The organism is Candidatus Poriferisocius sp. (genome assembly GCF_965219775.1).
Taxonomy (GTDB): Bacteria; Actinomycetota; Acidimicrobiia; order Acidimicrobiales; family Bin134; genus Poriferisocius.
This window is the reverse complement of the sequence record NZ_OZ244793.1, coordinates 2,065,037-2,088,612: the sequence shown is the minus strand read 5'-3', so window position 1 is coordinate 2,088,612 and position 23,576 is coordinate 2,065,037. Positions and strand designations below refer to the sequence as shown.

Below are 23,576 nucleotides of genomic sequence, written 5' to 3'. Positions count from 1 at the left end.
GCGGTGCTCCTTTGGGGTTGCCGGGCCGGATGTGGGGATCACCGTTCGCTCATTCATTGCGGAGGGTCTTTCCGTGCCACGTGCTGCGCAGCTCGTCGGGAGCGTGGGGAACCGGACCCCGGACCCACTGGGGCACGGCGGTGCGGGCGGTGATCAGCCAGCCCTCGTCGAATCGGGCCACGTCGTCGCAGTAGCGCAGGCCCAAGATGAGGTCCTCGAGGCCCGACTCCTCCGTCTGCATCTGGTAGGCCACGGCGTAGGTCTCCACGTGGCCCTCGTCGGCGCCTTCTTCCAGGTCCACGTACTGGTTGCCCATCACGTGCAGGGTGGACTCGTACTTGCGCAGTTCGTTTTCCGTCCAGTCCAGGTAGGGGTCGAGCGGCCCGGACACCACCGTCCCGAAGACCTGGCAATCGGGGTGGAAATTGGACCGCACCAAGTCGAAGTCGATGCGGTCGATGCCCCGGGCGTAGCGCAGGGGGAGTTCCTTGATCAGCTCCCGGTCCTTGAGCCATCGCACGGTGGATTCGATGTCCATGTCGCCTCCTCGCTTCGATCGGGCACCGCCGGTTTCGCGATACGGTTGCCCCATGAAAGAGCTGATCTATCACCGGCTGTTCTATCCGGCAATGGAACGGTACGCCAATGACGAGGCCATCGTGGACGGCGGCTACCGGGCGACCTTCGCCGAGCACGGGGAGCGGGTGACCCGACTGGCCAACGCCATGGGTACCGAACTGGGGGTGGGCCGGGGCGACCGGGTGGCCATCATGGCCCTCAACAGCGCCGCTTACCTGGAGCTGTACCACGCCTGCTACCTGGGGGCGGGGATCGTCAACCCCCTGAACCTGCGGCTGGCCGGGCCGGAACTGGACTACATCGTGCGGGACTCGGGCACCGAGGTGGCCTTCGTGGACGCCTTCTTCGCCGAGCCTTTCGCCAAGGCCCTCGAGGCCGCGGGCGACAGCCCCATCCGCACGGTGGTGCTCATCGGCGCGGGTGACGGGCCCCACGACGTGGCCTACGAGGACTTGGTGGCCGCGGGCAGCAACGAGACGCCCCCGGAGCCCGAGGAGGACGATCCCGTGGTGCTCATGTACACGGGAGGCACCACCGGCCTGCCCAAGGGGGTGGTGGTCCAGCAGCGGGCCGAGATGCTGAACGCCTACCACGTGGCCATCGGGCTGGGCGGCTTGAACCACGACGAGGTGTTCTTGAGCCAGACCCCGCTGTTCCACGCCGCTTCCATGGCCAGCCTGCTGTTGATCCCGGCCACGGGGGCCAAATTGGTGACCATTCCCGCCTTCGACCCGGCCGGGGTGATGAATCTGATCGAGGCCGAGGGCATCACCCAGACGGTGATGGTGCCCACCATGATCGGCCTGTGCATCCAGCACCCCGACTACCGTCCCGAGCGGTTGGCCTCGCTGCGCAGTCTGGTCTACGGGGCCTCGCCCATGCCCGAGGCCATCTTGAACCACCTGTTGGAACACCTGCCCGAGGTGAACCTGCACCAGGGCTACGGCATGACCGAGTGCTCTTCGGTGCTCACGCTGTTGGGGCCCGAAGACCACGTGGCGGGCAGCGACCGGCTGCGATCGGTGGGCCGCCCGGTGTTCGGTGTGAACCTGTGCATCCAGGACGAGGACGGCAATGTCCAGGGGCCGGGGGAGATCGGCGAGGTGTGCGCCCGAGCGGGCAACTTCATGCGGGAGTACTGGAACAAGCCCGAGGCCACCGCCGAGGTGTTCGAGGGGGGCTGGTACCACTCCGGTGACGCCGGGTACCTTGACGAGGACGGGTATCTGTTCCTGGTGGACCGGGTGAAGGACATGATCGTCTCCGGGGGCGAGAACGTGTACTCCACCGAGGTGGAGAGCGCCATCTCCACCCATCCGGGGGTGGCGCAGGTGGCGGTGATCGGCATCCCCGACCCGGTGTGGGGCGAAGCGGTTCACGCGGTGGTGGTGCCCGCGCCCGGTCACGAGCTGACCGAGGCGGAGGTGTGCGATCACGCTCGGGAGTTGATCGCGGGCTACAAGGTGCCCAAGTCGGTGGAGTTCCGGGCCGAGCCGCTGCCGTTGTCGGGGGCCATGAAGGTGCTCAAGCGCGACCTGCGGGCCCCCTACTGGGAGGGCCAGGACAAGAAGATCGGCTAGCGGGGCCTGGCCGGGCCCGACCCGCGGCCAGGGCCGTCGGTTTTGGGACGCGGGCCGGTAGGGTGCCGGGCATGGATGTAGAGATTCGTCATGCCCCCAGTTTCGGGGTGGCCCGTTGCCGGTTGCGCGCCTCAGAAGCCGTCAAGGTCGAAGCCGGGGCCATGATGGCCCACTCCGTCGGGATGGCGCTGGAGGCCAAGATCGAAGGCGGCGTGCTCAAGGGGCTGAAGCGAAGCGTGCTGGGGGGTGAGTCGCTGTTCATGTCCACCTTCACCGCTCCCGCTCAAGGGGGGTGGGTGGACGTGGCCGCCAAGCTCCCCGGCGATCTGCGGGTGATCGAGTTGGACGGTTCCCAGTCGTGGATCGTGGAGCGGGGCAATTGGCTGGCTTCCGATGCCGCGGTGGACATCGACGCCAAGTGGAGCGGGTTCAAGTCGCTGGTGGGCGGCGAAGGCGGCTTCATGGTTCACGCCGAGGGGGTGGGCAAGCTGCTGGTGGCCTCCTACGGCGCCATCGACGTGATCTCCCTGGGGGCGGGTGAGACGGTGGTGGTGGACACCAACCACATGCTGGCCTTTCCCGACACCGTGACCTTCGAGCTGCGTCGGGCGGTGGAGGGCCGCTCCATCCAGTCGATGAAGTCGGGCGAGGGTTTGGTGTTCCATTTCACCGGCCCCGGCGACATCTTGACCCAAACCCGCAATCAACAACAGCTCATCGCTTGGATCAATACCGAAATCGGCTCCCGGGAGTAGTTCTCGTCGCCCTATGGCCGTGTGGCAGGTTGCGGTCGGGCCCACCGAATTGGGCTTCCGGGCGTAGGGCTGGTCAGTAGCTGGTCAGTATCGGCAACAGTTCGGAGGGCAGGGGGCCGGCGGCGGACCGAGGGCCAAGTCGGCGATCATGGCCACGAACGCGGGGTGGGTGCCCACGGTGGGCACCCGGCTGAACCGCAACCCCAGTTGCTCGGCGCGCAGGCGGGCCTCGGTGTCGAGGTCGTAGACCACCTCCATGTGGTCGGCCACGAAGCCGATGGGAACCACGATCACCCCGTCGGCCCCGTCGCCTGACAACCGGTCGAGTTCGTCGCCGATATCGGGTTCCAGCCACGGCACCTGAGGCGGACCGCTGCGGCTCTGGTAGGCCAGCGACCACTGGGGGGCTCCGGCTCGGGTGGCCACCGACTCGCAGGCCTGGAGGAGTTGGGCCTCGTAGGGGGCGGCCGCCGCCATGGCCAGCGGAATGCTGTGGGCGGTGAACACCACCGGGGCGGCGGGCTCGGCGCGTCGGGCGGCGCGCAGGTGCTCGACCATGGCGGCCAGAAAGCCCTCCTGATCCCAAAAGGGGGGCAGCTTGTCGATCACCGGGGCGTCGGGGCCGACCGTCGCCCGGGCCCGCTCGATGTCCTCGGCGTACTGGCGACACCCGGAGTAGGAGCCGTAGGCCGAGGTGACGAAGGCGGTGGCCCGACCGATCCCGTCGGCGCGCATGGCGGCCACCGTGTCGGCCAACAGCGGCGTCCAATTCCGGTTTCCCCAGTAGACCGGCACCGACTTCTGGCGCCCGGCCAGCTCGTCGGCCAGCGCCGCCATCAGGTCACGGTTGGCCTGGTTGATGGGGCTGACGCCGCCGAACAGGTGGTAGTGCTCGGCCACGGTGGCCAGGCGTTCGTCGCTGATGCCCCGACCCCGGGTCACGTTGCGCAGAAACGGCATCACGTCGTCGGGCCCCTCCGGGCCGCCGAACGACACGATCAGGATGGCTTCCGGCCCGTCGGCGGGCGAGGCCGACGGACCGCAGGCGGTTGAGGGCGTAGTGGACATAGTCGGTAGGGTTGCCCCACGGGGCTGAAGGGAATGGCGGCCTCGAGCGATGTCGTGGCGACGTCACTTCGAGGGTTGCCGTTTCGAGAGTAGCCGAACCAGGGAGAGAGATTGCGGGCTCACAAGCGAAGTCGTTGGACGGTCCTGGTCGTGGCCGTGGCGTCCATCTCGGCGGCGGTGGGCGGCGTCGCCTTCGGACAGGCTGACGGGCAATCCGAGGCCGTGGAGCCGGTGGCCGTGGAGTCGGCCAACCCGCCGTGGCGCGACCTGGAACGGGCCCAACACGATCTGGAGGTGGCCCAGGCCGCCCGTGCGAGCGCACAGGCGGCCCTCGACGCCACGGTGGAGGAACTGCATCGTGAGCTGGGCCGGCTGGATCAGCTCAACGCCATCGACGCCGGAGAACGGCTGTTGCGCCAAGAGGCGGAGTCGTTGGTGGTGCAGGAGTACATCCACGGCAGCGAGATCGAGGACCTGGAGTTCATCTTGGGGGTGACCGAAGCCACCGACGCCCTCTGGCGGGAGGCGCTGCTTTTGGAGATGGCCGATTTGATGGACCAGGCGTTGAGTTCCGTGGAGGACGTGTCCGGGGAGCGCGAGCGCACCGCCGCTCGCATCGGGCGGCTCAACGACGCCATTCCCTACCTGAACAGCCGGCTGTCCGACACCGGTCAATCGGTGGAAGCGGCCGAGTGGGTGGTGTACATCGCGGAGATCAACGACCTGGCCGACCGGGAACTGGCCAAGAACCGATTCATCGAGCCCACCGAGCAACAGTGGTTCAACCTCCGATGGTGCGAGTCCACCAACAACTACAGCGTCGAGAGTTCCAACGGCCTGTTCTACGGCGCCTATCAGTTCGAGCCCCGCACCTGGAGAACCGTGGGTGGCACCGGGAACCCGGCGCACGCGCCCCCCGAGGAGCAGGACGCCCGGGCCCGACTGCTCTACTCCCGACGGGGCTCCCAGCCCTGGCCCGTGGACTACTGCGGACGGTGGCTGCCCCAGCCCTGGACCCGATGACCCTGACTGGGTGACCCGGCTGTGTTCCACAGGACACGCGCCATTGCTCCCCCGACTCTCCACTAGGTTCATCCCTCAATGAAGTTGTGGGTGGTGCTGCTGTTGGCCGACTGCGTGGCGGTCGGCGTGGGCCTCACCTACCTGACCGGGTTGAAGCTCCGCTTGGAGGAGCGGGTGGCCTACGGCGCGGTGGTCGGCTTCATGACGGTCACGCTGGTGGGCTACGGCGTCGGTTGGGCGGTGGGCCGGTTGAGCGGGCCGGTGGCGCTGGCGTCGGCTGTGGTGGCCACCGCCCTTTCGGTGACCGGGTGGTGGACCGGCGTTACCCGGATCGGCCCCGAGTGCCGCGACTTCTGGCAGCGACTCCGGGGGCCGGTCAGCTCCCCGGAGAGCCCCGCGCCCCTGCTCATGCTGTGCGTCCCGGCGTATCTGCTCACCGTGTGGATTCTCAACCAGGCCTATGTGCCCGACGGCTCGGGGGGGATGCTGGCCGGCCACCTGTCGTCGTGGACCGACTGGCAGGCCCACCTGACCTACGCCTCGTCGTTCGCCCATGCCGAGAATTTCCCCCCGACGCTGCCCACGGCGTTCGGGGTCGAACGACTGCCCTACCACTTCGGCATCGACTACTTCGCCGCCATGCTGGATCGGGCCGGGCTGAGCGCCTTCGGCGGGCTGGAGGTGTCGTCGGGCTACCTGGCGTTTGCCTTCGTGCCCACCATGTACTCGGCGGGGGTGCGGTTGTTCGCCAGCCGAGCAGTGGGAGCGGTGTCGGTGTTGGTCTTCACCTTGTTCGGCGGCTGGGGCTGGCTCCGCTTCTTCGACGACCGGTCGGCCGGCGGCTGGGGCGTGATCGGGGATCTGCCCACCGACTACACCCGCCATCACGCCGGGAACATTCTCATGGAGAACGCGGTCACCGGGAACCTGTTTCCCCAGCGGCCCACCCTGGCTGGTTTCTCGTTGCTCTTGGTCGCCGTGGTGCTGTTGCGGGAAGCCCACCAAGCGAGATCCCGCAAGCTGTTCGCCATCGCCGGGGTACTGGTGGGGCTGATGCCGGTGTTCCACGTGTATTCCTTCGTGGTGGCCCTGGGGTTGGGCCTGATCTGGGCGGTGATGGATCTGCGCTGGCAGTGGGTGTTGTTCGCCCTCCCGGCGGTGGTGTTGTCGCTGCCCGCGGCCCTGTGGATCGAGCCGTTCAACACCGAGGTGGTGGTGGAGAATTGGGTGCGGGGCGAGTGGCTGCAGGCGCCGGGTTACTCGGCCGACCGGGACGGCTTGTTCGAGTTCTGGTGGCGGAATGCCGGGCCCTTCCTGGTGCTGATGGCGGTGGCGCAGTGGTGGCGGGGCACCCTGCCCCGGCTGCTGCTGTGGGCTTCTCTGCCGGTGTGGCTGTGGTTCTTCGTGCCCAACGCCGCTCGGGTGGCACCCTCACACCCGTGGAACAACACCCACTGGTTCATCCTGGTGATTCTGTTGGGCTCGTTCCTGGTGGCCGCGGTGCTGGTGCGGCTGGCCGCCACCGGAGGATTGGCCGCGTTGGGGGCGGTGGTGCTGTTCCTGGTCCTCACGTTGTCGGGGGCCTTGGACATCTGGAAGGCGGTGGACCCGGAGGTGAACGTGTGGCCGCACCCCATCACCTCGGGCGACGGGTTGGCCGCCGGAGAATGGGCCCGGGACGAGACCCCGGCCGACAGCGTGTTCCTGGTGGGCTTCGAACACACCCATCCGGTGCCCGCGTTGAGTGGCCGCCAGACGGTGGTCGGTTTCGCCGGGTGGATCAACGATCTCGGGGTGCTCGACTGGGCAACGCGCCATGAACAGGCACGCACCATGTTGGCCGGGGCCGGGGGGTCAGAGGAGTTGTTGGCCGCCTACGGGGTGGATTACGTGGTGGTCGGACCCATCGAGCGTCGTGTCGGGGTGAACGAGGCGTTTTGGGCGTCACGGGGCACCCCGGCGTTCGCCCAGGGTTCCTACACCGTGTACCGGGTGAATTGAGGGCCGTAGCGAAGATGACGATGGCAACGGGCGCGAAGGCAGCCGACAGGAAGAGAATTGAGGCGATGGAGGTGGACCGTTGTCGACGATGACGCATGGTCGTGGGCTGGGGGCGGCCAGGTGGTGGACCCCCGAGTTGTGGCGCCGACACCCGGAGCGGACGCTGGCCGTGGCGGTGGGGGTGCTGGCGGTGGCCGGGTTGGTGGTGCGGCTGGTGGAGCTGGCCGAGCGCCCGTTGCATCACGACGAGAGCCTGGACGCGTGGTTCTCGTGGCGGTTCCTGGAGGGCACCTTCGAGGGCTACGACCCGGTGTACCACGGGCCGCTGCGGTTCTACCTGACGGCTGGGTTCTTCTGGGTGTTCGGGGAGTCGCCCACCACCGCTCGCATGGTGGCGGTGCTGGCCGGCGTGGGGCTGATCATTCTGCCGTGGTTCCTGCGCCGGTCGCTCGGCCCGGTGGCCACCTTGACCGCCGCCGCGGTGCTGGCGTTCAGCCCCATTTCCCTCTACATGACCCGGCTGGGCCGTGAGGACTCGCTCACCGCCTTTCTCATCTTGGCCATGATGGTGGTGATCGTGCGGTTCCTGGACCGCCCCCGGTTGCTCTTGCCCGCGCTGTTCGGGTTCTTGCTGGCCGCGGGATTCGCCGTCAAGGAGTCCACGTTCATCGCCGTGTTCATCTTCGGAGGGTTCTTCCTGGCCCTGCTGATCGAACAGGCCGTCCACCAGAGGGCCCCGACCGGCGAAACCGAGCGTGGCGCGGGGCCGCCGGGGTGGTCGTGGATGCTGCCGTTGGGGTTGTTGCCCATGGGCATCGCCTTTGGCGTCAGCGCGTACTACGACGTGGAGGTCTTCCTCACGCTGGGCATCTACGGCGTGTTGATGCTGGAGGTCCTCTTGCTGTTGGCCGACCCCCGGACGATCTGGGAGCTGCCAGTGGTGCGGATGGCCCGACGGGTGCCTGCGTGGGGCTGGATTCTGGCCGCGGCGGTCTTTCTGTTCTTCTTCGCCCTGTGGTTCACGGAGTTCTTCACCCGGCCGGGGAGTTTCCTTGACGGCTTCACCGAGGGCATCACCTACTGGCGGGGCGAGCAGGACACCAATCGGGGCGGCGAGCCGTGGCACTACTACCTTTACACCATCCCGGCGTACGAGTACCTGGTGTGCATCCTGGCGGCGATCGGCACGGTGCGGGTCTTTCTCCGTCCCACCCTGCTGGGGAAGTTCATGGTGTGGTCGGCGGTGGCCAGTTGGCTGTCGTACTCCTGGGCCAGCGAGCGGTTCCCGTGGTTGGCCCTGCACATCCTGGTGCCCATGGCGTTCTTGGCGGGCTACGGCGTGGAGGTGCTGTGGCGAGCCCGGAGGAACGTGGCGATGGTCCCGGTGTGGGTGGTGATGGCCGGGTTGGTGGCCACCACGCTGTTCGTGTCGTGGCGGGCCAACTACGTGAACCAGCGCGATCCCCGGGAGCTGCTCACCCAGGTCCACACCACTGACGACTATGTGGGCACGGTGGAGCGCATCGAGGCCCTCAACCGCTACAGCGTGTCCGTTGGCGAGGGACCGGTGACCGTGGCGGTGGACACCGCCATGTCGGTGCCCAACCTGTGGTATCTCCGCGACTATCCGGGGCTCACCTGGGCCAACCGGGACACCGCCCCTCAGGTCACCGCCGACTTCGTGCTCCACCTGCCCGAGAGCGATTTTGCCTCGGCCGCCCCCCAGCTCGCCGACTACCAGACCACCCGCCTACCACTGCGGGACTGGTGGGCTCCCCAACTCGACTCCTACCACACGGGCTGGTTCTCCGGTTGGGCCCAATGGATGCGGAACCAAGAGGTGTGGAACCCCTCCACCCTCGGCAGCACCGACTTCGACCTGTCCATCAGCCCCCGAGCCCAAACCCTGGAACGCCAACTCCCACCCCCCGACTAACCCGTCTCCGCCTGGCCACGGCAAGCTCCATTGGTGGCCGCAGCAGATTGGAGCATGACTGATGTGGGCCGAGTCCGTTGCCGGAGAGCCAGCCCACACTGGGACCTTGACCTGCTCATGGCAGTCAGCGGTCGTTGGGCATCACTTCGATTCATCTTCAGGGGACAGGAGAGGGCCCAGCGGTGTATGGGACTTGTTTCTCCGTTTTTTGGCGGAGCTGCGAAGCATCCTCGAGTGGGCACGCTGCGCGGCCTCTTCCATAGTCAGCGTGACAGTCTTCGTCCTCATAGCCTGAAGGCATATTGGAAGTGAAGCTTGTTTGAGCCTGTCATTCCAGTCGGAGATATTCTTAAAGACTAGCAGAACAAGTTCTTCAAATCGAAAGTCACGGCCTCGTGCATCTATCCAAATCACCGATTGCTTGCGCTCAGTGCACAGCAAGATCATGTCGTAGTTGGAAGTCACAATAGTTCGATTTACCCCTTCAGTATACCTCAGAACTTCCTCATCTGATGAGCCCCTAGTTGGAACATCAGGGTGGTTCTTATCCCCGACATAGGTAGAGTGAAAGTTGAGTGTCTCCAAGGCTGCAGCCACTCTCCAAGGCAGATTTTCGTCGAATAGGAGTCGAATCTTAGGGCGTAGTCTGGGTTTTGTCGGTTGAGGGCTCACGCCGCCATGCTGGCTTCAAAATCAATGGCAGCTTGCACTTGTTCATATTGGAGTCGGTAGTCATCCGACAAGTCCTCTATGCTCAACCCAGAGTTATGCAATTGAGCGAGTGTGGCCGTGGGTGTCCTCGTGCCATCGACACAGGGTGCCCCTGCTTGGACCTCTGGGTTCACCCAGACTCCCAGATGCGGTCTCCAAATGGCTGCCATACCCGATTCATTGAATGTGATTGGCTTAAGTAGGGGTTCAATCACAACCTGGAAGGCCTGTTGACCGCCCCTGCCGACATCTACCCAACTCCCAATGTCGGCAAAGAACCCCCGGCCAACCGTGGCAAGACCCTGATGGGCGAATGGCCTGTGAGTACCCAGCCTAACGGCCAGGTAGTTGGCCCCCTCGGCGATTTCAGCTCGTGGCACTCCTCGATCCACAAGTTCACCGATGACGCGGAGGCTGAGCAGGTCCCAAAAGCTGAACAGGCCGTCCAGTTCTCCCGACAGCAGGGGTTCCCTCACGGCACCGGTCCTGGTCCACCCTTCCACCCGACGCCTACTGCACTTTGTGAGGCGCGCGACCTCTGCAACATCGTAGATTCCACGGCCCAAGTAGGCCCCCGCAGAGGGGTGTGATTTGAGTGTGTCGTTCACGCTGCCGAGAGCAGGTCGGATTCTGTCAGGACGTCGCCCCAGATGAGCCAGAGGTCTCTGAGCAGGGGGTGGTCGAGGCGGTCATCCTTGCCGAGTTCGTAGAAATCGCGCAGTCCCAGACCGGTCGCTTCGGCATTCCATCGCAACATCTCAACGATGTCCTCTCGAGGGACAGTCTGAGTCTCCACTTCGATCTCCTTCGTGGTAAGCCCAGGGGCTGTGAACTGGGGCTTCTCTGCCAACAGCATACCGACACCGGTGACAGGCAGGAGCAACCTCGGAGGGCAGAATGCGGCGGGGGGGGAGCCACCGAACGCTACAGGGGGAGATGGCCGGATGGGAACGGGTTTGCCGTGCAAGGAGGCCTTGTGCGCGGCAGGCGTGGTGTTCCCGGGGCCAGGCTCGAACTGGCCGTGCAGGAATCGGTCGCCCACGCGGTTCATATTGGAGGGGCCGCGAACACGACTGAGGCCTTGATGTCGGCAATGGATTGGACCTCTGGCAGCCCGGAGGCCTGAACTACGGTGATGGGTCAGGGGGTGCCGCCACCCGTGTACGGACGAGGTGAGGTGTAGGAGATGGCGACTGCGGCTCAAGTGAAGGCCCTGATCAAGAGTCACGCCGCGGGTGACGACGACCAGTTCTACGCCGTGGCGCTCCAGATGGCTGCTCGGGAAGCGCGCAGCGGCCACGCAGGGTACGCGCAGCAACTGCGAGATCTGATCGACGCGTCGAAGGGGCGAGTGCCGAGACCCGGACCGACGCCGGTGGCTTCGCCGCGCGGTGATCTGGCGGCCTTGCTTTCCGTGGAGTACCCGGAACAGCGGTTGTCAGACCTGTCGCTGGACAACGACGTCCTGTCGTTGCTGCGTCGAGTGTTGCTGGAACAGCGGCAACGGGATCGCCTTCGGGCAACGGGCTTCGCGCCTCAGCGCCGTCTGCTGCTCGTGGGCCCTCCGGGGACGGGTAAGACGCTGACGGCCAAGGTGCTGGCTGGCGAGCTGCATCTTCCGCTCTTCACGGTCCGACTAGAGGGCTTGATTACGAAGTTCATGGGAGAGACTGCGGCGAAACTACGCCTCATCTTTGACCAGGTTGCGGAGATCGCAGGCGTATACCTGTTCGATGAAGTCGACGCACTCGCCGGTGCGCGTGGTCTGAGCAATGATGTCGGTGAGATCCGAAGAGTGCTGAACTCCTTCCTGCAGTTCCTCGAGCAAGATGTGTCCGACAGCGTTATCGTCGCCACGTCGAACCTGCCTGAGCATCTCGACCGAGCGCTGTATCGACGATTCGATGCAACCCTCGACTACCCGATGCCGACTGGGGCCATCGCAAAGCAAGTGATACGCGCTCGCCTTGCGTCGCTCGACCTTCGGGCGGTGGACTGGCGTGGAGTGTCCACCGCTGCCAAGGGGCTGAGCCACTCGGAGGTCACGGCCGCTGCTGAACAGGCAGCCAAGGATTCGATCTTGGCTGGCACCCTCCAGGTCAGGACAGATTTTCTCGTGGAGGCGCTCAGGTGGCGAAATCGGTCGGACAGTCCGCCTGAATGAGGCCGGACTATGGCAGAACGGAACAGGCGCCACGTCATCGTCACGCGGGCTCCTTGGGTTGATGACTACGCCCCGCCGACATCGGGACGCGAGTCGGGAGCCCCGCCATCACCTGCCGACCGAATACAGCACGGCCGCAAACTCATCGATCAACTGGACGCCGCGGCGGAAGCGGCCCAGAGGCGTAAGGAAGATCACGACGCCATTCAAGTCGAAGGTGCCTTGGAGGGCATCTATGTGCAGTTCCAGTCGCATCCTGGTTTCGAGCTTGCACTGACCTCACTTGAGCCTCAGCAGGGATCCGTTCACCCCGAGCTGTGCGCAGTGACGACACGTGAGGTCGAGGGGGAGTCTGTGCAATTGGCAACAGTCTTCGTTCCCGAGGGTTGGATTGGGAGGTTCACAAAGCGATTCGAGGACTACGTCTCCGAAGACACGAATCGCGGCAATCCCAAGAACAAGAATCTGGTGGAGAGAATTGCAGAGTTGCGACTGGCGACACTTCGTGCCCTCTGGACCGACGACGAAGACGCTTTTCCCGACAGTGAGAAGGCAGTGTGGTGGGAGGTATGGCTTCGGAATCGGGAAGGAGTGAACTCACGACTCCAAGACTTCGCCGAAATCATCGGGGTTACGATCGGGCGCCAACGACTGGTCTTGGAAGATCGCTTGGTGGTCCTCGTGCGAGCCACATCCGGACAGCTCGGCTCAGCCCTCAATCTACTTGACGACATTTCTGAGCTTCGTCACCCTGTGGACCCTGCACAGTTCTTGGCGGATCTGCCAGCATCCGAACAAGGCGAGTTTGTGGACGAGTTGGCTGGGCGACTGGTCGTGCCAGCCGATGATCGTGCAGTGACGTGCCTGCTGGACACAGGAGTGACGACAGAACACCCGCTGCTCCGGATCGCGATTGCGCCGAATGACGCTCACAGCGTGGATCCTCGGTGGGGCAGCGATGATCGTCGAGGGCACGGCACCGAGATGGCCGGTCTCGCAATTCACGGGGATCTTGCTGAGTGCTTCTTGGTCGACGGGCCAATCCAGGTCCAGGGCCGCATCGAGTCGGTCAAGATTCTTCCAGACTCGGGCAAGAACGACCCTGAGCTGTACGGCGCCATCACCGCCCAGGCGACATCGATTATCGAGATCGAACACCCTCAGCGACGCCGGTCCTTCGCGCTCGCGGTGACGGCCCCGAACTCCGCCGCAGACCCATCGGACCTCGGTCAGCCTTCCGCGTGGTCGGCCGCGGTCGACGCTCTGGCGGCAGGCCGCGCAGTGTCTTCCGCCGATGGCGATCTTGTCTACATAGATGAACCCGACGGCGGAGCGGAACGGCTGTTCATCATCTCAGCGGGCAACGTCCGCGTGCCTCTGGATGAAGATCATCTCGATCGTAGTGACGTCGAACCAGTTGAGGATCCAGGTCAGGCTTGGAACGCCTTGACCGTCGGTGCCTTCACCCAGTTTTCCCACATTGTTCACGAGGACTTCGAGGGGTGGGTGCCTCTTGCATCAGCGGGGGAACTGTCGCCCTTCAGTCGGACCTCAGTTGGTTTTCGCTCCCAATGGCCCCACAAGCCGGAGGTCGTTCTCGAAGGGGGAAACGCAGCGGTGTCACCAATCGATCGCTCCATCGACACCCCTCCAGATCTGCAAATCCTCACTACCCGAGCACCCGCGCTAGGCGGTCGACCACTTACGACTGTCACCGGTACGAGCCCAGCAACGGCGCAAGCAGCGTATCTGGCCCAACGCCTGGCGACGGAGTACCCGCACTTGTGGCCGGAGGCACTTCGTGGACTCATTGTTCATTCGGCCCGCTGGACCGACTCCATGACGAAGCATTTCAGCGGGACCAACCGGCAAGGAGCCGTGGCGAGCCTGCGGCGCTACGGATGGGGCGTGCCCGACATGAACCGGGCGCTACGCTCCGCAAACGACTCGGTCACGCTGATCGGGCAGCACCGGATCCGTCCCTACCTCGACGGCAAGATGCGTGAGATGCACCTTCACAACCTCCCATGGCCCGCTGATGCCCTGGGCGATCTTGGCGAGGTTGAGTTGCAGATGCGAGTCGTGCTGTCGTACTTCATTCAGCCGAGCCCGGCTCGTCGAGGTTGGGCGCAACGCTTCCGATACGCGTCGCATGGTCTCCGATTTGATGTGCGGCGTGCCACTGAAGGCAACGGCGAGTTTTGCAAGCGAATCAACAGGCTCGCCCGGTCGGAGGACGAGCAGCGACCCAGCTCGGACAGCGACGCTGATCAGTGGCTGCTCGGTCCGCGAGAGCGGGTCCGAGGATCCCTGCATGTGGATCACTGGACTGGACCCGCAGCCGAACTTGCGGCCCGAGGGGCGATTGCCGTCTATCCGGTCACCGGCTGGTGGAAGGAACGAAGCGCCCGCGACCGTAGCGAGGCCGGTGTGCGGTACGCGCTGATCGTGTCGATCGACTCACCGGATGTCGAGGTGGACCTCTGGACTCCGGTTGCGATCGAAGCCGAAGTCCCAGTCGTGATCGAAACGTGACTCAATTGTCCGATACAAGAATTCGGGGGGTTCCATCCTCTCGGTGGGACCCCGCAACCATCCCGAGACCCCACCGCTCAAGGGGGCGGCCCTAGAAGGCAGCCTGGTCTACGGGGTGGGGTGGTGGTCGGGGTCTTGGCCGGGGGTGGCTCTGGTGGCCATCCATTTGGTCAGGTCATTGCACCGAGTGATGACTTCGGCGGTTCGCGTTGTGGGATGGCCGAACTGGGCTTCGATCGTCTCGGCGCACCTCTGGGCCACCCGCGCGGCCGCGGTGGCCATGGCCCAGGCGTACTCCGGTGTCGCATCTTCGCGACTGACAGCCATGTCCATGTCGTCGGGATAGCTCGCCCCCTGGCGCCAACCCGAGATCTTGCCCTCCTGCAATCCGTCCAAGGCCGAGAGAAGGAGGGCGCCCGTGGATGCATCCAACTGGGCTTGAGCAAAATCCATCAGCCCTTCGATGCTGTGGACCCTCCTCGGGTGTTCTCCTCTCAAGGCGTGAATCAGGGACTTCAGGGCGTTCTCCATCACCTCTTGCGACAGGGAACAAACCCGCAGCATCCGATTCTGCAGCACCTCTCGCGCCGTCACTGCGTCTCCAGCCTCCAGAGCTCCCACCTCGTGTTCGTAGGGGCTGAGGATCCCTCGGAGGTTGTCCAGGGAATTCAACGTGTTGCCCAAGGAGTTCTCTGCCTGCTGCGCATCGCTGGGGGCCAAACCAATCTCCTTGTTCCAATCGATTTGTGCATTGGAGGGCCGAGTCACCAGCCGCACTGCGTGCGACGCAATGTGGGCCTCGAAGGACGACTTCACCAACTCCGTCCGCACTTTCCATTCCGGCCTGTCCGTCACCTTGACGTTGGCGGGAAAGCCAGTGGCTTCGGTGACGGCCGCCTCCGCGCGCCTTGCCAACTCGCCGCGCCTCTTGTAGTCCCCAAGATCGTCAAACAGCACCACCAGGTCAATGTCGGAGAGAGGGTGCTGGAGGCCTCGGGCGACCGAACCGAACACCATGACCTCGGCCGGGTTCAGCGCACGACAAATCACCTCGGCCGCTCGATGGGCGTCCTCCATCGTCGGGGCCGGCTGAACATCGAGTACAACCACAACGCCATCCTATGGCTTCGGGGGCAAAACAGTGGCGGGGTGGGGTGGATGGGGGAATGGGTGGTCGGTAGATTTCCGGGGTGTGGGGGTGAGCGCGGGGCAGCGGGAGGCGTGGGAGGAACAGGGGTTCTTCTTCCTGCCAGGGTTTGTGGATGGGGCGACGCTGGACGCCATGGTCGGTCGGGTGAGCGAGATCGCCCGGGAGGTGGCCGACGGCGACCACCGGCCGGATCTCTGGGTCAACGGGGAGGGTGCCCTCGCCGACCGACCGGACCCCGCCGATCGGCTCTCGAAGGTGTTCCGGTTGATGCGGACCGAGGAGGTCTTCCGGTCCTTTGCCACCGATCCCCGGTTGCTGGCCATCGTGGGTGACCTACTGGGGACGGACGTGGACTGCTTCTTGTCGCAGTTCATCTTCAAGCACCCCGGTGCGCTGGGTCAGCCGTGGCATCAGGACAACTACTACTTTCGACTGGAACCCACGCCTCAGGTGGGGGTGTGGCTGGCTTGCACCGCCGCCACCCTCGACAACGGGCCCCTGTGGGTGGCCCCCGGTTCGCATCGAGAGGCGATCCATGATGCGGTGCCCGACAGCCGTGAACACGCCAACCTGGGCTACGTGGAGATCGTCGGCGCCGATGTCTCCCGGGAGATACCCGTGTTGATGGAGCCCGGTGACGTGCTGGTGTTTCACTCGCACCTGCGTCACCGTTCCACCGACAACCGGTCGGCCACCAGCCGGGCCGCAATGGTCTACCACTACGCCGCCGCGGCCAGCGTGGGTCATCGGGCCTGGAATCAGGATTGGGTGGAGGTGCTGCGGGATGGCCGGCCGGTGATGGCTTCGGACGAACCAGTACCGATCACCCGCTAGGAGTAGTCGAAGCCGGACCCGTCCCATTTGGGACCAGCAGGCGCACCGTCGGTGTCGCCGGGAAAGTGCTCGACAAGCTGGTCGGCCCAGTGGCTGCGGCCGGTGGTGCGCAGGCGGTCCAGGTAGGCCGGGAGGTGGCCCCGCACGTGGTAGGGCCCGCCCTCGGCCAGCACGGTCTCCATGGGGTCGGATCGGTCGCCGAGGCCGAGTTCGAGTTGCTCGGCCGTCCAGGCCTCGAGCTTCGACCGACCCAGTGCCACCAGCTCGGGCCGGTCGCCGGCCAGATCATCGACCTCGTGGGGATCGGCGGCCACGTCGAACAGCATCTCGTCGTTCCAGTGGGGGTGGTAGCCGTTGTGCCACGTCCTCAGGTAGAGATGGTCGCCCCAGCGAACACCCCGCTGGCACGACCACGCGCCCTGCGAAAGCACCAGGTGGTCCCGGCCCGCCTCGGAACCGGCCTCCAGGGCGGGTCTGACCGACCGGCCGCTCCACCAGCCCTCCGGCACCGAGATGTCGGCGAGGTCCACCACGGTGGCGGCCACGTCCAAGTGGTAATGCAGCCCGGCGTACGATCGCGGGGCCAGGCCGGGCCAGCGGAGGATGGAGGGAATGTGGCAGGTGGCCTCATCGGCACCCTGGTGGTCGGCGTACACCCCCAACTCGCCGAAGGCCTCGCCGTGGTCCGAAGAGATAAGCACCGCGGTGTCGTCGAGCACGCCGAGATCGTCCAGCTTGTTCATGACGGCGCCCACGGCGTCGTCGGCGTAACGGATGCCGGTGTCGTAGCCGTCGAAGATGCCCTTCACCGATTCCATCGAGTCGGCATTCCACGGGTGGCGGGCCGGCGGCGGACCCCACTCGTCGGGGGTGAAGCCCCACGGTTCCTGGGCCGAGTGCGGCCCCGCCCAGTCCCAGTTGCGCAGACGGATCTCCTCGGTGTGCCAGGCCGGGGCGGGATCATCGGCAAAGGGGTCCCCGTAGGCGGTCGGGGTGTTGTAGGGGGTGTGGGGATCCCACAGGTGGATGTGCAGGAACCACTGGTCGGCCCGGCCGCGGCGGTCCAGCCAGTCGAGGGCACCGGGGAGCACCTGGTCGGCCCGCTCCCCGCCCATGCCCCGCATGAGGTTGAGCGACTCCATCACCCCGTGGTTCCACCAGGAGGCCGAGTGGCGGAACGGGAAGCTGGAGATCGACGCCGTGTGCCAACCGGCGTAGTAGAACTTCGACGCCCAGGAGAGGGCCGCGATCTTGCCGATGAACGCCCGCGACGCCCCCTCGGCCCGTAGGTCCGACGCCGCGCCGCCGTGGTTGACCACCCCGTTGCGGATGCCGAACAAGCCGGTGGCCAGGGCCGTGCGCGACGGCAGGCAGGGCACGTCGGAGGCGTACACGTTGTCGAAGCGGACGCCGTCGGCAGCAATGGCGTCGATGTTGGGCGACGTGTTGCGGTGGTAGCCGTAGCACCCCAGATGGTCGGCGCGCAGCGTGTCGATGTCGATGTAGCAAAAGCGCATGTCACGCGGGTTTCTTGACCACGGCGTCCAGCATGGTGTGCAGCGTACGGCGGAAGACGTCGGTGCTGGGGGTCGGGCGGGCGAAGGCCTCCTCGACCCCGATGCCGTTGGACAAGGCGCTGATGATGAACAAGACGGTGTCGGGGTCGTGGTAGGCGTGGGCCAGGTTGTCGAGCAGCCAGCGGTTGCGGGCCGAGTAGATCTCCTCGATTCCCGCGGCCACGTCGGGGTCATGGCGGGCCGCCGACGCGGCGTCCACCAGTAGCAGTCGCAGATCGGCGCTCTCGGGGCGCAGGAAGAGCTGGTAGTCGTCCCCGAAGCGGATGTTGTCGTCGAGCTGGCCCTGGAGGCGGCGGATCACCTCCACCAGCAACTGCCCTTTGGACCGGAAGTGACCGTAGATGGCGCCCTTGGTCAGCTCGGCGGCCCCGGCGATGTCATCCAGCGTCACCGCGGCATAGCCCCGTCGGACGAACAGCTCGGTGGCCAGACCCAGGAGGTGGCTGCGGGTGGCCTCCGCTTTGGCCGTGATCGGAGGGTCGGCGAAGGCGGTCACGGGGCCGCCCCGACGTCGGAGCGGGCGATGGCCCGTTCGTCGGTTCCCAGATAGGCGGCGATCACCTGGGGATTGTCGCGCACGTCCTCCGGGAGACCCTCAGCAATGACGGTCCCTTGTTCCAGGCAATAGATGCGGTCGCTGATGGCGGTGATCATGGGCATGTCGTGCTCGATGATCAGCACCGAGGCGTCCAGTTCCCGCCGAATGCCGTGCAACAGCGGCACCAGGGCTTCGGCTTCGCGCTGGGCCACGCCGGCGGTGGGCTCGTCGAGGCACAAGAGGCGGTTCCCTCCGGCCACCAGACAGGTGAGCTCCACGATGCGTCGGGTGCCGGTGGACAGCTCGGCCACGAAGGAGTTGGCGTAGTCGCCCAGGCCGAGGAAGTCGATCAGGTCACGAGCAGCGGCTGCCTGGCGGCGCTCGTGGGCGGCCCCGCCCAAACCGGGCACGGCCGCGGGCACAAACCGGGTGGTTTGGCCGGACTCCAGGGCCACCTGGACGGTTTCCTGCACGGTGAGGTCGGGAAACAGCGGCGCCGCCTGGAACGTCCGTCCCAACCCGAGCGCGTGGCGGCGGTGGGAGGGGAGCGACGACACGTCGGTGCCGTAGATCATGACCGTTCCCCGGGCGGGTACCAGACCGGCCACCGCGTTCATGAACGTGGTCTTGCCCGCACCGTTGGTGCCGATCAGACCGACGATCTCGCCGTGGGCCACCCGCAAATCCACCTGGTTCACGGCAACCCGGGGCCCGAATCGCACCGCGACCCCGGTGGCGGCCAGGGCAGTGTCGTGGGGCGGGGCCGGAACCGGATCCCGTCGGGGGATCGTGATCGCAGGCGCGGGCTGTTCGGGTCGTCGCTGGGCGTACCACCGCAACAAGCCGTCACGAGCCAAGTACCAAAGCTGCACGAACCCTCCGGGCACGTACATCAGCAGGATCAGGATGCCGAGGCTGCTGGTGAGCAGGGCGACGGTCGGGGAGTCCGGCCAGAACGCGGGCAGGCCCACCACCCACAACGCCCCCAGCACCGGCCCGGCCACCGAGCCGATGCCACCGATCACCGCCACCGCCAGAATCTCGATGGACCGTCCGGCCGAGAAGAACGAGAACAGGATGGTGGCGTACAACCCACCGAGGAGCGCCCCGGCGAATCCGGCGATGCCGCCGCTCACCGCGTAAGCGGTGATCTTGGCCCCGGTCGGCCAGACGGTGAACGAGGCCGCACCGTCGGGATTCTCCCGGGTGGCGATGATCCTCCGTCCCACACCGGTTCGTCGCAGGCGGGCCACAAACACGATGCCCACGATGAGGGCGCCCAGGGCCAGGTAGTAGTAGGTGCGCTGGGGGGCCAGGTCCACCGGCCCGAGGGAGGCTCGCTCGAGCAGGGCCGAGGTGGTGCTGTTGTCGCTCAGGAACGGCCGTCGGAAAAAGAACTTCTCGGCGCTCACCGCGAACGCCAGGGTGATGACCGCCAGCAACAGGCCGCGTACCCGCAACGCCCCCAGCCCGATGATCACCGCCACCACGGCGGTGGCCGCCGTGGCCACCACCACCGCCAAGAGGAAATGCAGTTCGGGAATCGGCACCGACACGTCGAGGCCGGCGGCACCCAGGCCCAGATCCCGACCGGAAACCAGGGCGGCGGTGGTCAGCGCCCCCAGCCCGGCGAAGGCGCCCTGGCCGAGGGAGATCTGACCGCTCCAGCCTCCGAGCACCACCAGCGACAGGGCGGCCAGGGCCACCAGGATGATCTCGCTGAAGCGGAAAGTCCGGCTGGCCGCGGTGATGATCACCGGGATGATGGCGGCGACGGCCACCGCGACGGTGCCCAGGATGCGGGTGTGGTGGCGCACCCACCACACCTCGCGCACCGACGGCGGGATGGGTCGGACCCGGGGGGCGAAGCTGAACGACTCCCGTTCGTCGCCGGAGTCCCGCCGGGTGGTCACGAACACCGCGATCACTGCGGCCACCAGGAGTACGGCTTCGAACCGCCCCAAGTCGAGGGGGTAGTTCACCCGCACGATGGCCTCGATGATCCCGAAGATGATCCCCGCGGTCACGGCCCGGCCGAAATGCAGGAACGACGCGCACACCGCCACCACCAGCACCCGGGTCATGAGCGAGTAGCCGGGGCTGGCACCGATGAAGGCCCGGGTGCTGCCCGCCTCCAGCAGCACGGTGACCAAAGCGGCAAACGTGCCGGTGAGCGTCCACACGATGGTGGAGACGGTGCCGGGGTTGATCCCGGCCAGACGGGCACGGTCGGGATCGGCAGCCGAGGCCCGGATGGCTCGACCCCACGCCGATCGCGCCATCCACAGGGCCAGCGCCACCACCGCGGTGGCCGACGCCACGAGCAGCAACAGCTCGCTCCCCACGATGCGCACGCCCAGCCACTCGTACTCGGTGGTCCACGGCGAGGGGAAGTCGCGCCGGTTCTCTTCCACCGACGGCTCGGGCAGGGCGAACATGAGTGCCTCGGCCAACTGGGAGAGCCCGATGGTGGCCACCAACAGAATCACCCGAGGGGCGGTGAACAACCGCCGTACCACCGTCAACTCGGCCACGGCCAGGAAGGCCGCGCCGGTGGCCAGGGCCACCGCGAACCCCGCCCAGTAGGGGGCGCCGTAACGGATCACCACCTGGGACATGACCTGGGCGGCCAACACCCCGGCGGCGCCCACGGCGAAGTTGATGGTGCGGCTGGAGCGGTAGATGAGGATCACCCCCAACGCCAGCAAGGCGTAGGCCAACCCTTCGATGGCGCCGATGAACACGAACTGGCGGCTCACCGTCAACGCCAGGATCACCGGCCGCTACTTCCGTTGTCGAGGTCACCTCCGTTGTCGGAGTCGCCTCCGAGGTCGGGCTCACCCGCGGGGTCGGGACTGCCGGCGGGGCCTGGCTCACCCGCGGGGTCGGGACTGCCGGCGCCGGTGGCCTGGCTCGCCCCTCCGAGGAACACGGCCCGGGCAATGTCGCCCCGGGCGGCCAGTTCGGCGGTGGGACCGTCGAAGCGCACGTGACCCTTTTCGATGAACACCGCCCGATCGGCGATGGCGGCCGCCACGTTCAGCGACTGCTCCACGATGATCATGGTTTGACCTCGGGCCTTGAGCTGTTCCACCAGATCGAGCAGATCGCCCACCACCGCAGGGGCCAACCCCAAGGAGAGTTCGTCGATGAGCAGCACGTCGGGCTCGTGGATCAGCACCATGGCCAACGCCAGCATCTGCTGTTGACCGCCCGACAGGGAGCCGGCGGGATCGTGGTGTCGTTCGGCCAGCACGGGGAACGACTCCAGGACGCCCTCGATCCGGTCGGCCAACCGGCGGCGGTCCTTGCGGAGCGTCCACCCGGCGGTACGGAGGTTGTCGATGACCGACAGGGTCGGAAACACGGCCTTGCCGCCGGGCAGTTGCTGTATGCCGAGGTCCACCCGGGTCTGGGGCGACGTCAGGGTGATGTCGCGGCCGTGGAGCCAGACCACTCCCCGGGAGGGCACGGCCAAGCCGCTGATGACCCGCAGGATGGTGGATTTTCCGGCCCCGTTGGTGCCGAGCAGCGCCAGGGCCTCCCCCCGGTCGACGTGGAGGTCGATGCCGAAGAGCACCTGCACGGGGCCGTAGGAGAAATCGACGTCGCGCAGCGACACCGCCGGAAGCTCGTCAGGGTGGTCTTGGCGCCACTGCCGGTCGGCCTTGTCCTTTTCGATCTCGTCCACGACCAGCGACAGGTCGCGGCGGATGTGGCGTGCCCCCCAGATGAGCAGGATCCCCCCGAGAATCTTGAACGGCACGGCCACGATGAGGATGGCGGTGCGCTCGTCGGTCGCGTCGGACAACAACCCGGCCACGATGGGCCCCAGCACCCCGCCGCCCAGGAAGATCACCATCATCGACAGCGCCGTGGCCTGAGCCCGGAGGCGATAGGGCACGATGCCCACGAACAACGGCGAGATCATGCCGAAAACCACCACGCCGAGCACCGACGGGATGATGCCCACCGCGGCGAACGCCACCGGGTGGGGCATGAAGAACTGAATGGGCACGGCCACCGCGATGGGAAAGAACAGCGCCCCCACCCAGGCCAGCGCCTTGGCCGGGCTCTGGCTGTAGAGGCGGTCGTACTTGCCCGCGGCCCACGGCGCGGCGGCGAAGGCGAGCATGCCGGGCACGAAGGCGATCATCGCCCGCTCGAACGGGGACAGGCCCCAGCGGTCCTCAAGGAAGAGGTTCACCAGAAAGCCCGCCCCGATCTGGGAGAAGACGATGACGCTGAAGGCGATCCAGGCCAGCTTCAGGGTGCGGATGGCCATGAGCCGTTGCCACACTGCCGCCAGCGAGACCCGGGGCTGATCGGGGTCCTCGGCCATGACCTCGCCGATCGTGGACAACTGTTCGTACTGGCCCCGCGGGGGATCCTTCACGAACAGCGCCCATATCCCGAGAGCCACCGTGGGCCAGGCGAACACCCAGTAGGCCCAGCGCCAGTTGTCGTCCACCAGCAGCATCAGGCCGCCGACCAGCAGGGGGGCGATGCGTTCCCCGGCCCGCCCGAGCACGTTCTTGACCGCGTAGATGCGGCCTCGGGCGGCAATGGGGTAGGCGTCGGCCAGGACCGCGCCCTGCACCGGGAACGTGTTGGACGTGCCCACGCCGATGAGCACCCCGACCAGGAAGAACCCCAGGGCGGTGGCCTGGAAGCCCCGGGTGAACATGGCCAGGCTCCACAGCAGGGTGGCCACACCCACCAGCCGCATCCGGTTCACCCGGTCGGCCAGCCGGCCCATGGGAACGGCGAACAGCGTGGAGGAGATCAGCCCGCCGACCCCGATGACGGCCAAGCCGGCGTCGGAGACGTTCAGGCTGTCCTGGATTTCGGGACCGAGCAGCGACGGGATGGCGATCTGCAGGGCGTCCACCGCGTCTAGGGTGCCCAGCACGCCGATGACCCCGAACCCGCCCGCGGCGATACCCGCCCGAAACGTCAGGGGGGCATCGCCCACTCCGGGGAGTTCCTCGTCTCGTCGGACCTCGACGTGGTCGGTGGCGGCGCCCTCGGCCTCCCGCTGAGCCTGCTCGGCCAGCAGGGCCTGGGAGATGTCCGACAGGTCGCGTTGATCCATGCCCGGTCCGGCTATGGGGCGGTGCCGCGG

The 23,576-nt window shown here is 66.5% G+C and carries 18 protein-coding genes; 8 read left to right on the top strand and 10 right to left on the bottom strand.

Going from position 1 to position 23,576, the window contains the following annotated elements:
• Positions 1 to 49 precede the first annotated feature (49 nt).
• Positions 50 to 538 (bottom strand): nuclear transport factor 2 family protein, encoded by a 489-nt coding sequence (locus ACOQPQ_RS09295; RefSeq protein WP_420639162.1) that lies wholly within the window; start codon positions 536 to 538, stop codon positions 50 to 52.
• 52 nt (positions 539 to 590) lie between these two features.
• Here ACOQPQ_RS09295 and ACOQPQ_RS09290 point away from each other — a divergent pair, with 52 nt between their 5' ends.
• Positions 591 to 2,159, top strand: coding sequence for a long-chain-fatty-acid--CoA ligase (locus ACOQPQ_RS09290; protein ID WP_420639161.1), 1,569 nt, complete (start codon positions 591 to 593; stop codon positions 2,157 to 2,159).
• A gap of 71 nt (positions 2,160 to 2,230) precedes the next feature.
• Complete coding sequence (locus tag ACOQPQ_RS09285) at positions 2,231 to 2,914, top strand: TIGR00266 family protein (protein ID WP_420639160.1); 684 nt, start codon at positions 2,231 to 2,233, stop codon at positions 2,912 to 2,914.
• Between the two features lie 84 nt (positions 2,915 to 2,998).
• Here ACOQPQ_RS09285 and ACOQPQ_RS09280 read toward each other — a convergent pair whose 3' ends face one another.
• Positions 2,999 to 3,982, bottom strand: a complete 984-nt coding sequence (locus ACOQPQ_RS09280; protein WP_420639159.1) for a ferrochelatase — start codon at positions 3,980 to 3,982, stop codon at positions 2,999 to 3,001.
• A gap of 150 nt (positions 3,983 to 4,132) precedes the next feature.
• Between ACOQPQ_RS09280 and ACOQPQ_RS09275 the strand changes: the two genes are divergently transcribed.
• The 3 genes from ACOQPQ_RS09275 to ACOQPQ_RS09265 all read left to right on the top strand — a co-directional run bounded on the left by ACOQPQ_RS09275 (position 4,133) and on the right by ACOQPQ_RS09265 (position 8,942).
• On the top strand, positions 4,133 to 5,005 hold the full coding sequence (locus ACOQPQ_RS09275) for a transglycosylase family protein (protein ID WP_420639158.1): 873 nt from the start codon (positions 4,133 to 4,135) through the stop codon (positions 5,003 to 5,005).
• A 78-nt stretch (positions 5,006 to 5,083) separates the two neighbouring features.
• Positions 5,084 to 7,006, top strand: a complete 1,923-nt coding sequence (locus ACOQPQ_RS09270; RefSeq protein WP_420639157.1) for a hypothetical protein — start codon at positions 5,084 to 5,086, stop codon at positions 7,004 to 7,006.
• An 88-nt stretch (positions 7,007 to 7,094) separates the two neighbouring features.
• A complete protein-coding gene (locus ACOQPQ_RS09265) occupies positions 7,095 to 8,942 on the top strand; it encodes a flippase activity-associated protein Agl23 (protein ID WP_420639156.1) in 1,848 nt (615 codons plus the stop codon).
• 141 nt (positions 8,943 to 9,083) lie between these two features.
• Here ACOQPQ_RS09265 and ACOQPQ_RS09260 read toward each other — a convergent pair whose 3' ends face one another.
• Genes ACOQPQ_RS09260 through ACOQPQ_RS09250 form a run of 3 tightly spaced genes read right to left on the bottom strand, consistent with a single transcriptional unit; the run spans position 9,084 to position 10,509 of the window.
• Positions 9,084 to 9,614 (bottom strand): DUF5615 family PIN-like protein, encoded by a 531-nt coding sequence (locus ACOQPQ_RS09260; protein ID WP_420639155.1) that lies wholly within the window; start codon positions 9,612 to 9,614, stop codon positions 9,084 to 9,086.
• The gene (locus ACOQPQ_RS09255; RefSeq protein ID WP_420639154.1) at positions 9,611 to 10,261 is read right to left on the bottom strand and encodes a DUF433 domain-containing protein; all 651 of its coding nucleotides are present in this window, start codon (positions 10,259 to 10,261) and stop codon (positions 9,611 to 9,613) included. The genes ACOQPQ_RS09260 and ACOQPQ_RS09255 overlap by 4 nt, the downstream gene beginning before the upstream one ends.
• On the bottom strand, positions 10,258 to 10,509 hold the full coding sequence (locus tag ACOQPQ_RS09250) for a hypothetical protein (RefSeq protein ID WP_420639153.1): 252 nt from the start codon (positions 10,507 to 10,509) through the stop codon (positions 10,258 to 10,260). The genes ACOQPQ_RS09255 and ACOQPQ_RS09250 overlap by 4 nt, the downstream gene beginning before the upstream one ends.
• 330 nt (positions 10,510 to 10,839) lie before the next feature.
• Here ACOQPQ_RS09250 and ACOQPQ_RS09245 point away from each other — a divergent pair, with 330 nt between their 5' ends.
• Both ACOQPQ_RS09245 and ACOQPQ_RS09240 read left to right on the top strand, forming a co-directional pair.
• The gene (locus tag ACOQPQ_RS09245) at positions 10,840 to 11,817 is read left to right on the top strand and encodes an AAA family ATPase (protein WP_420639152.1); all 978 of its coding nucleotides are present in this window, start codon (positions 10,840 to 10,842) and stop codon (positions 11,815 to 11,817) included.
• Positions 11,818 to 11,826: 9 nt separating this feature from the next.
• A complete protein-coding gene (locus ACOQPQ_RS09240; protein ID WP_420639151.1) occupies positions 11,827 to 14,352 on the top strand; it encodes a S8 family peptidase in 2,526 nt (841 codons plus the stop codon).
• Between the two features lie 108 nt (positions 14,353 to 14,460).
• Here the strand turns inward: ACOQPQ_RS09240 and ACOQPQ_RS09235 are convergent, their stop codons facing one another.
• A complete protein-coding gene (locus ACOQPQ_RS09235) occupies positions 14,461 to 15,462 on the bottom strand; it encodes a nucleotidyltransferase domain-containing protein (RefSeq protein ID WP_420639150.1) in 1,002 nt (333 codons plus the stop codon).
• Between the two features lie 88 nt (positions 15,463 to 15,550).
• Between ACOQPQ_RS09235 and ACOQPQ_RS09230 the strand changes: the two genes are divergently transcribed.
• Entirely contained in the window at positions 15,551 to 16,336 is a 786-nt protein-coding gene (locus tag ACOQPQ_RS09230; RefSeq protein ID WP_420639149.1) for a phytanoyl-CoA dioxygenase family protein, read from the top strand.
• On the opposite strand, the gene ACOQPQ_RS09225 is transcribed toward ACOQPQ_RS09230, so the two are convergent.
• The 4 genes from ACOQPQ_RS09225 to ACOQPQ_RS09210 are packed head-to-tail and all read right to left on the bottom strand — an operon-like array spanning position 16,333 to position 23,546.
• Entirely contained in the window at positions 16,333 to 17,853 is a 1,521-nt protein-coding gene (locus ACOQPQ_RS09225; RefSeq protein WP_420639148.1) for a sulfatase, read from the bottom strand. The two genes, ACOQPQ_RS09230 and ACOQPQ_RS09225, sit on opposite strands and share 4 nt — an antisense overlap.
• Before the next feature lies 1 nt (position 17,854).
• Positions 17,855 to 18,409 (bottom strand): TetR/AcrR family transcriptional regulator, encoded by a 555-nt coding sequence (locus ACOQPQ_RS09220; RefSeq protein ID WP_420639147.1) that lies wholly within the window; start codon positions 18,407 to 18,409, stop codon positions 17,855 to 17,857.
• Positions 18,406 to 21,228: an ABC transporter permease subunit gene (locus ACOQPQ_RS09215; protein WP_420639146.1), complete on the bottom strand. Its 2,823-nt coding sequence runs from the start codon at positions 21,226 to 21,228 to the stop codon at positions 18,406 to 18,408. Before ACOQPQ_RS09215 ends, ACOQPQ_RS09220 begins: the two co-directional genes overlap by 4 nt.
• Complete coding sequence (locus ACOQPQ_RS09210) at positions 21,225 to 23,546, bottom strand: MFS transporter (protein ID WP_420639145.1); 2,322 nt, start codon at positions 23,544 to 23,546, stop codon at positions 21,225 to 21,227. Before ACOQPQ_RS09210 ends, ACOQPQ_RS09215 begins: the two co-directional genes overlap by 4 nt.
• Between the last annotated feature and the right edge of the window lie 30 nt (positions 23,547 to 23,576).

Excerpts from the sequence above, each read along its gene's own strand:
- ACOQPQ_RS09265 (WP_420639156.1), top strand. The coding sequence starts at position 7,095 with ATGACGCATGGTCGTGGGCTGGGGGCGGCCAGGTGGTGGACCCCCGAG.
- ACOQPQ_RS09250 (WP_420639153.1), bottom strand. The coding sequence starts at position 10,509 with ATGCTGTTGGCAGAGAAGCCCCAGTTCACAGCCCCTGGGCTTACCACG.
- ACOQPQ_RS09290 (WP_420639161.1), top strand. The coding sequence starts at position 591 with ATGAAAGAGCTGATCTATCACCGGCTGTTCTATCCGGCAATGGAACGG.
- ACOQPQ_RS09245 (WP_420639152.1), top strand. The coding sequence starts at position 10,840 with ATGGCGACTGCGGCTCAAGTGAAGGCCCTGATCAAGAGTCACGCCGCG.
- ACOQPQ_RS09280 (WP_420639159.1), bottom strand. The coding sequence starts at position 3,982 with ATGTCCACTACGCCCTCAACCGCCTGCGGTCCGTCGGCCTCGCCCGCC.
- ACOQPQ_RS09225 (WP_420639148.1), bottom strand. The coding sequence starts at position 17,853 with ATGCGCTTTTGCTACATCGACATCGACACGCTGCGCGCCGACCATCTG.
- ACOQPQ_RS09270 (WP_420639157.1), top strand. The coding sequence starts at position 5,084 with ATGAAGTTGTGGGTGGTGCTGCTGTTGGCCGACTGCGTGGCGGTCGGC.
- ACOQPQ_RS09210 (WP_420639145.1), bottom strand. The coding sequence starts at position 23,546 with ATGGATCAACGCGACCTGTCGGACATCTCCCAGGCCCTGCTGGCCGAG.
- ACOQPQ_RS09285 (WP_420639160.1), top strand. The coding sequence starts at position 2,231 with ATGGATGTAGAGATTCGTCATGCCCCCAGTTTCGGGGTGGCCCGTTGC.
- ACOQPQ_RS09240 (WP_420639151.1), top strand. The coding sequence starts at position 11,827 with ATGGCAGAACGGAACAGGCGCCACGTCATCGTCACGCGGGCTCCTTGG.
- ACOQPQ_RS09295 (WP_420639162.1), bottom strand. The coding sequence starts at position 538 with ATGGACATCGAATCCACCGTGCGATGGCTCAAGGACCGGGAGCTGATC.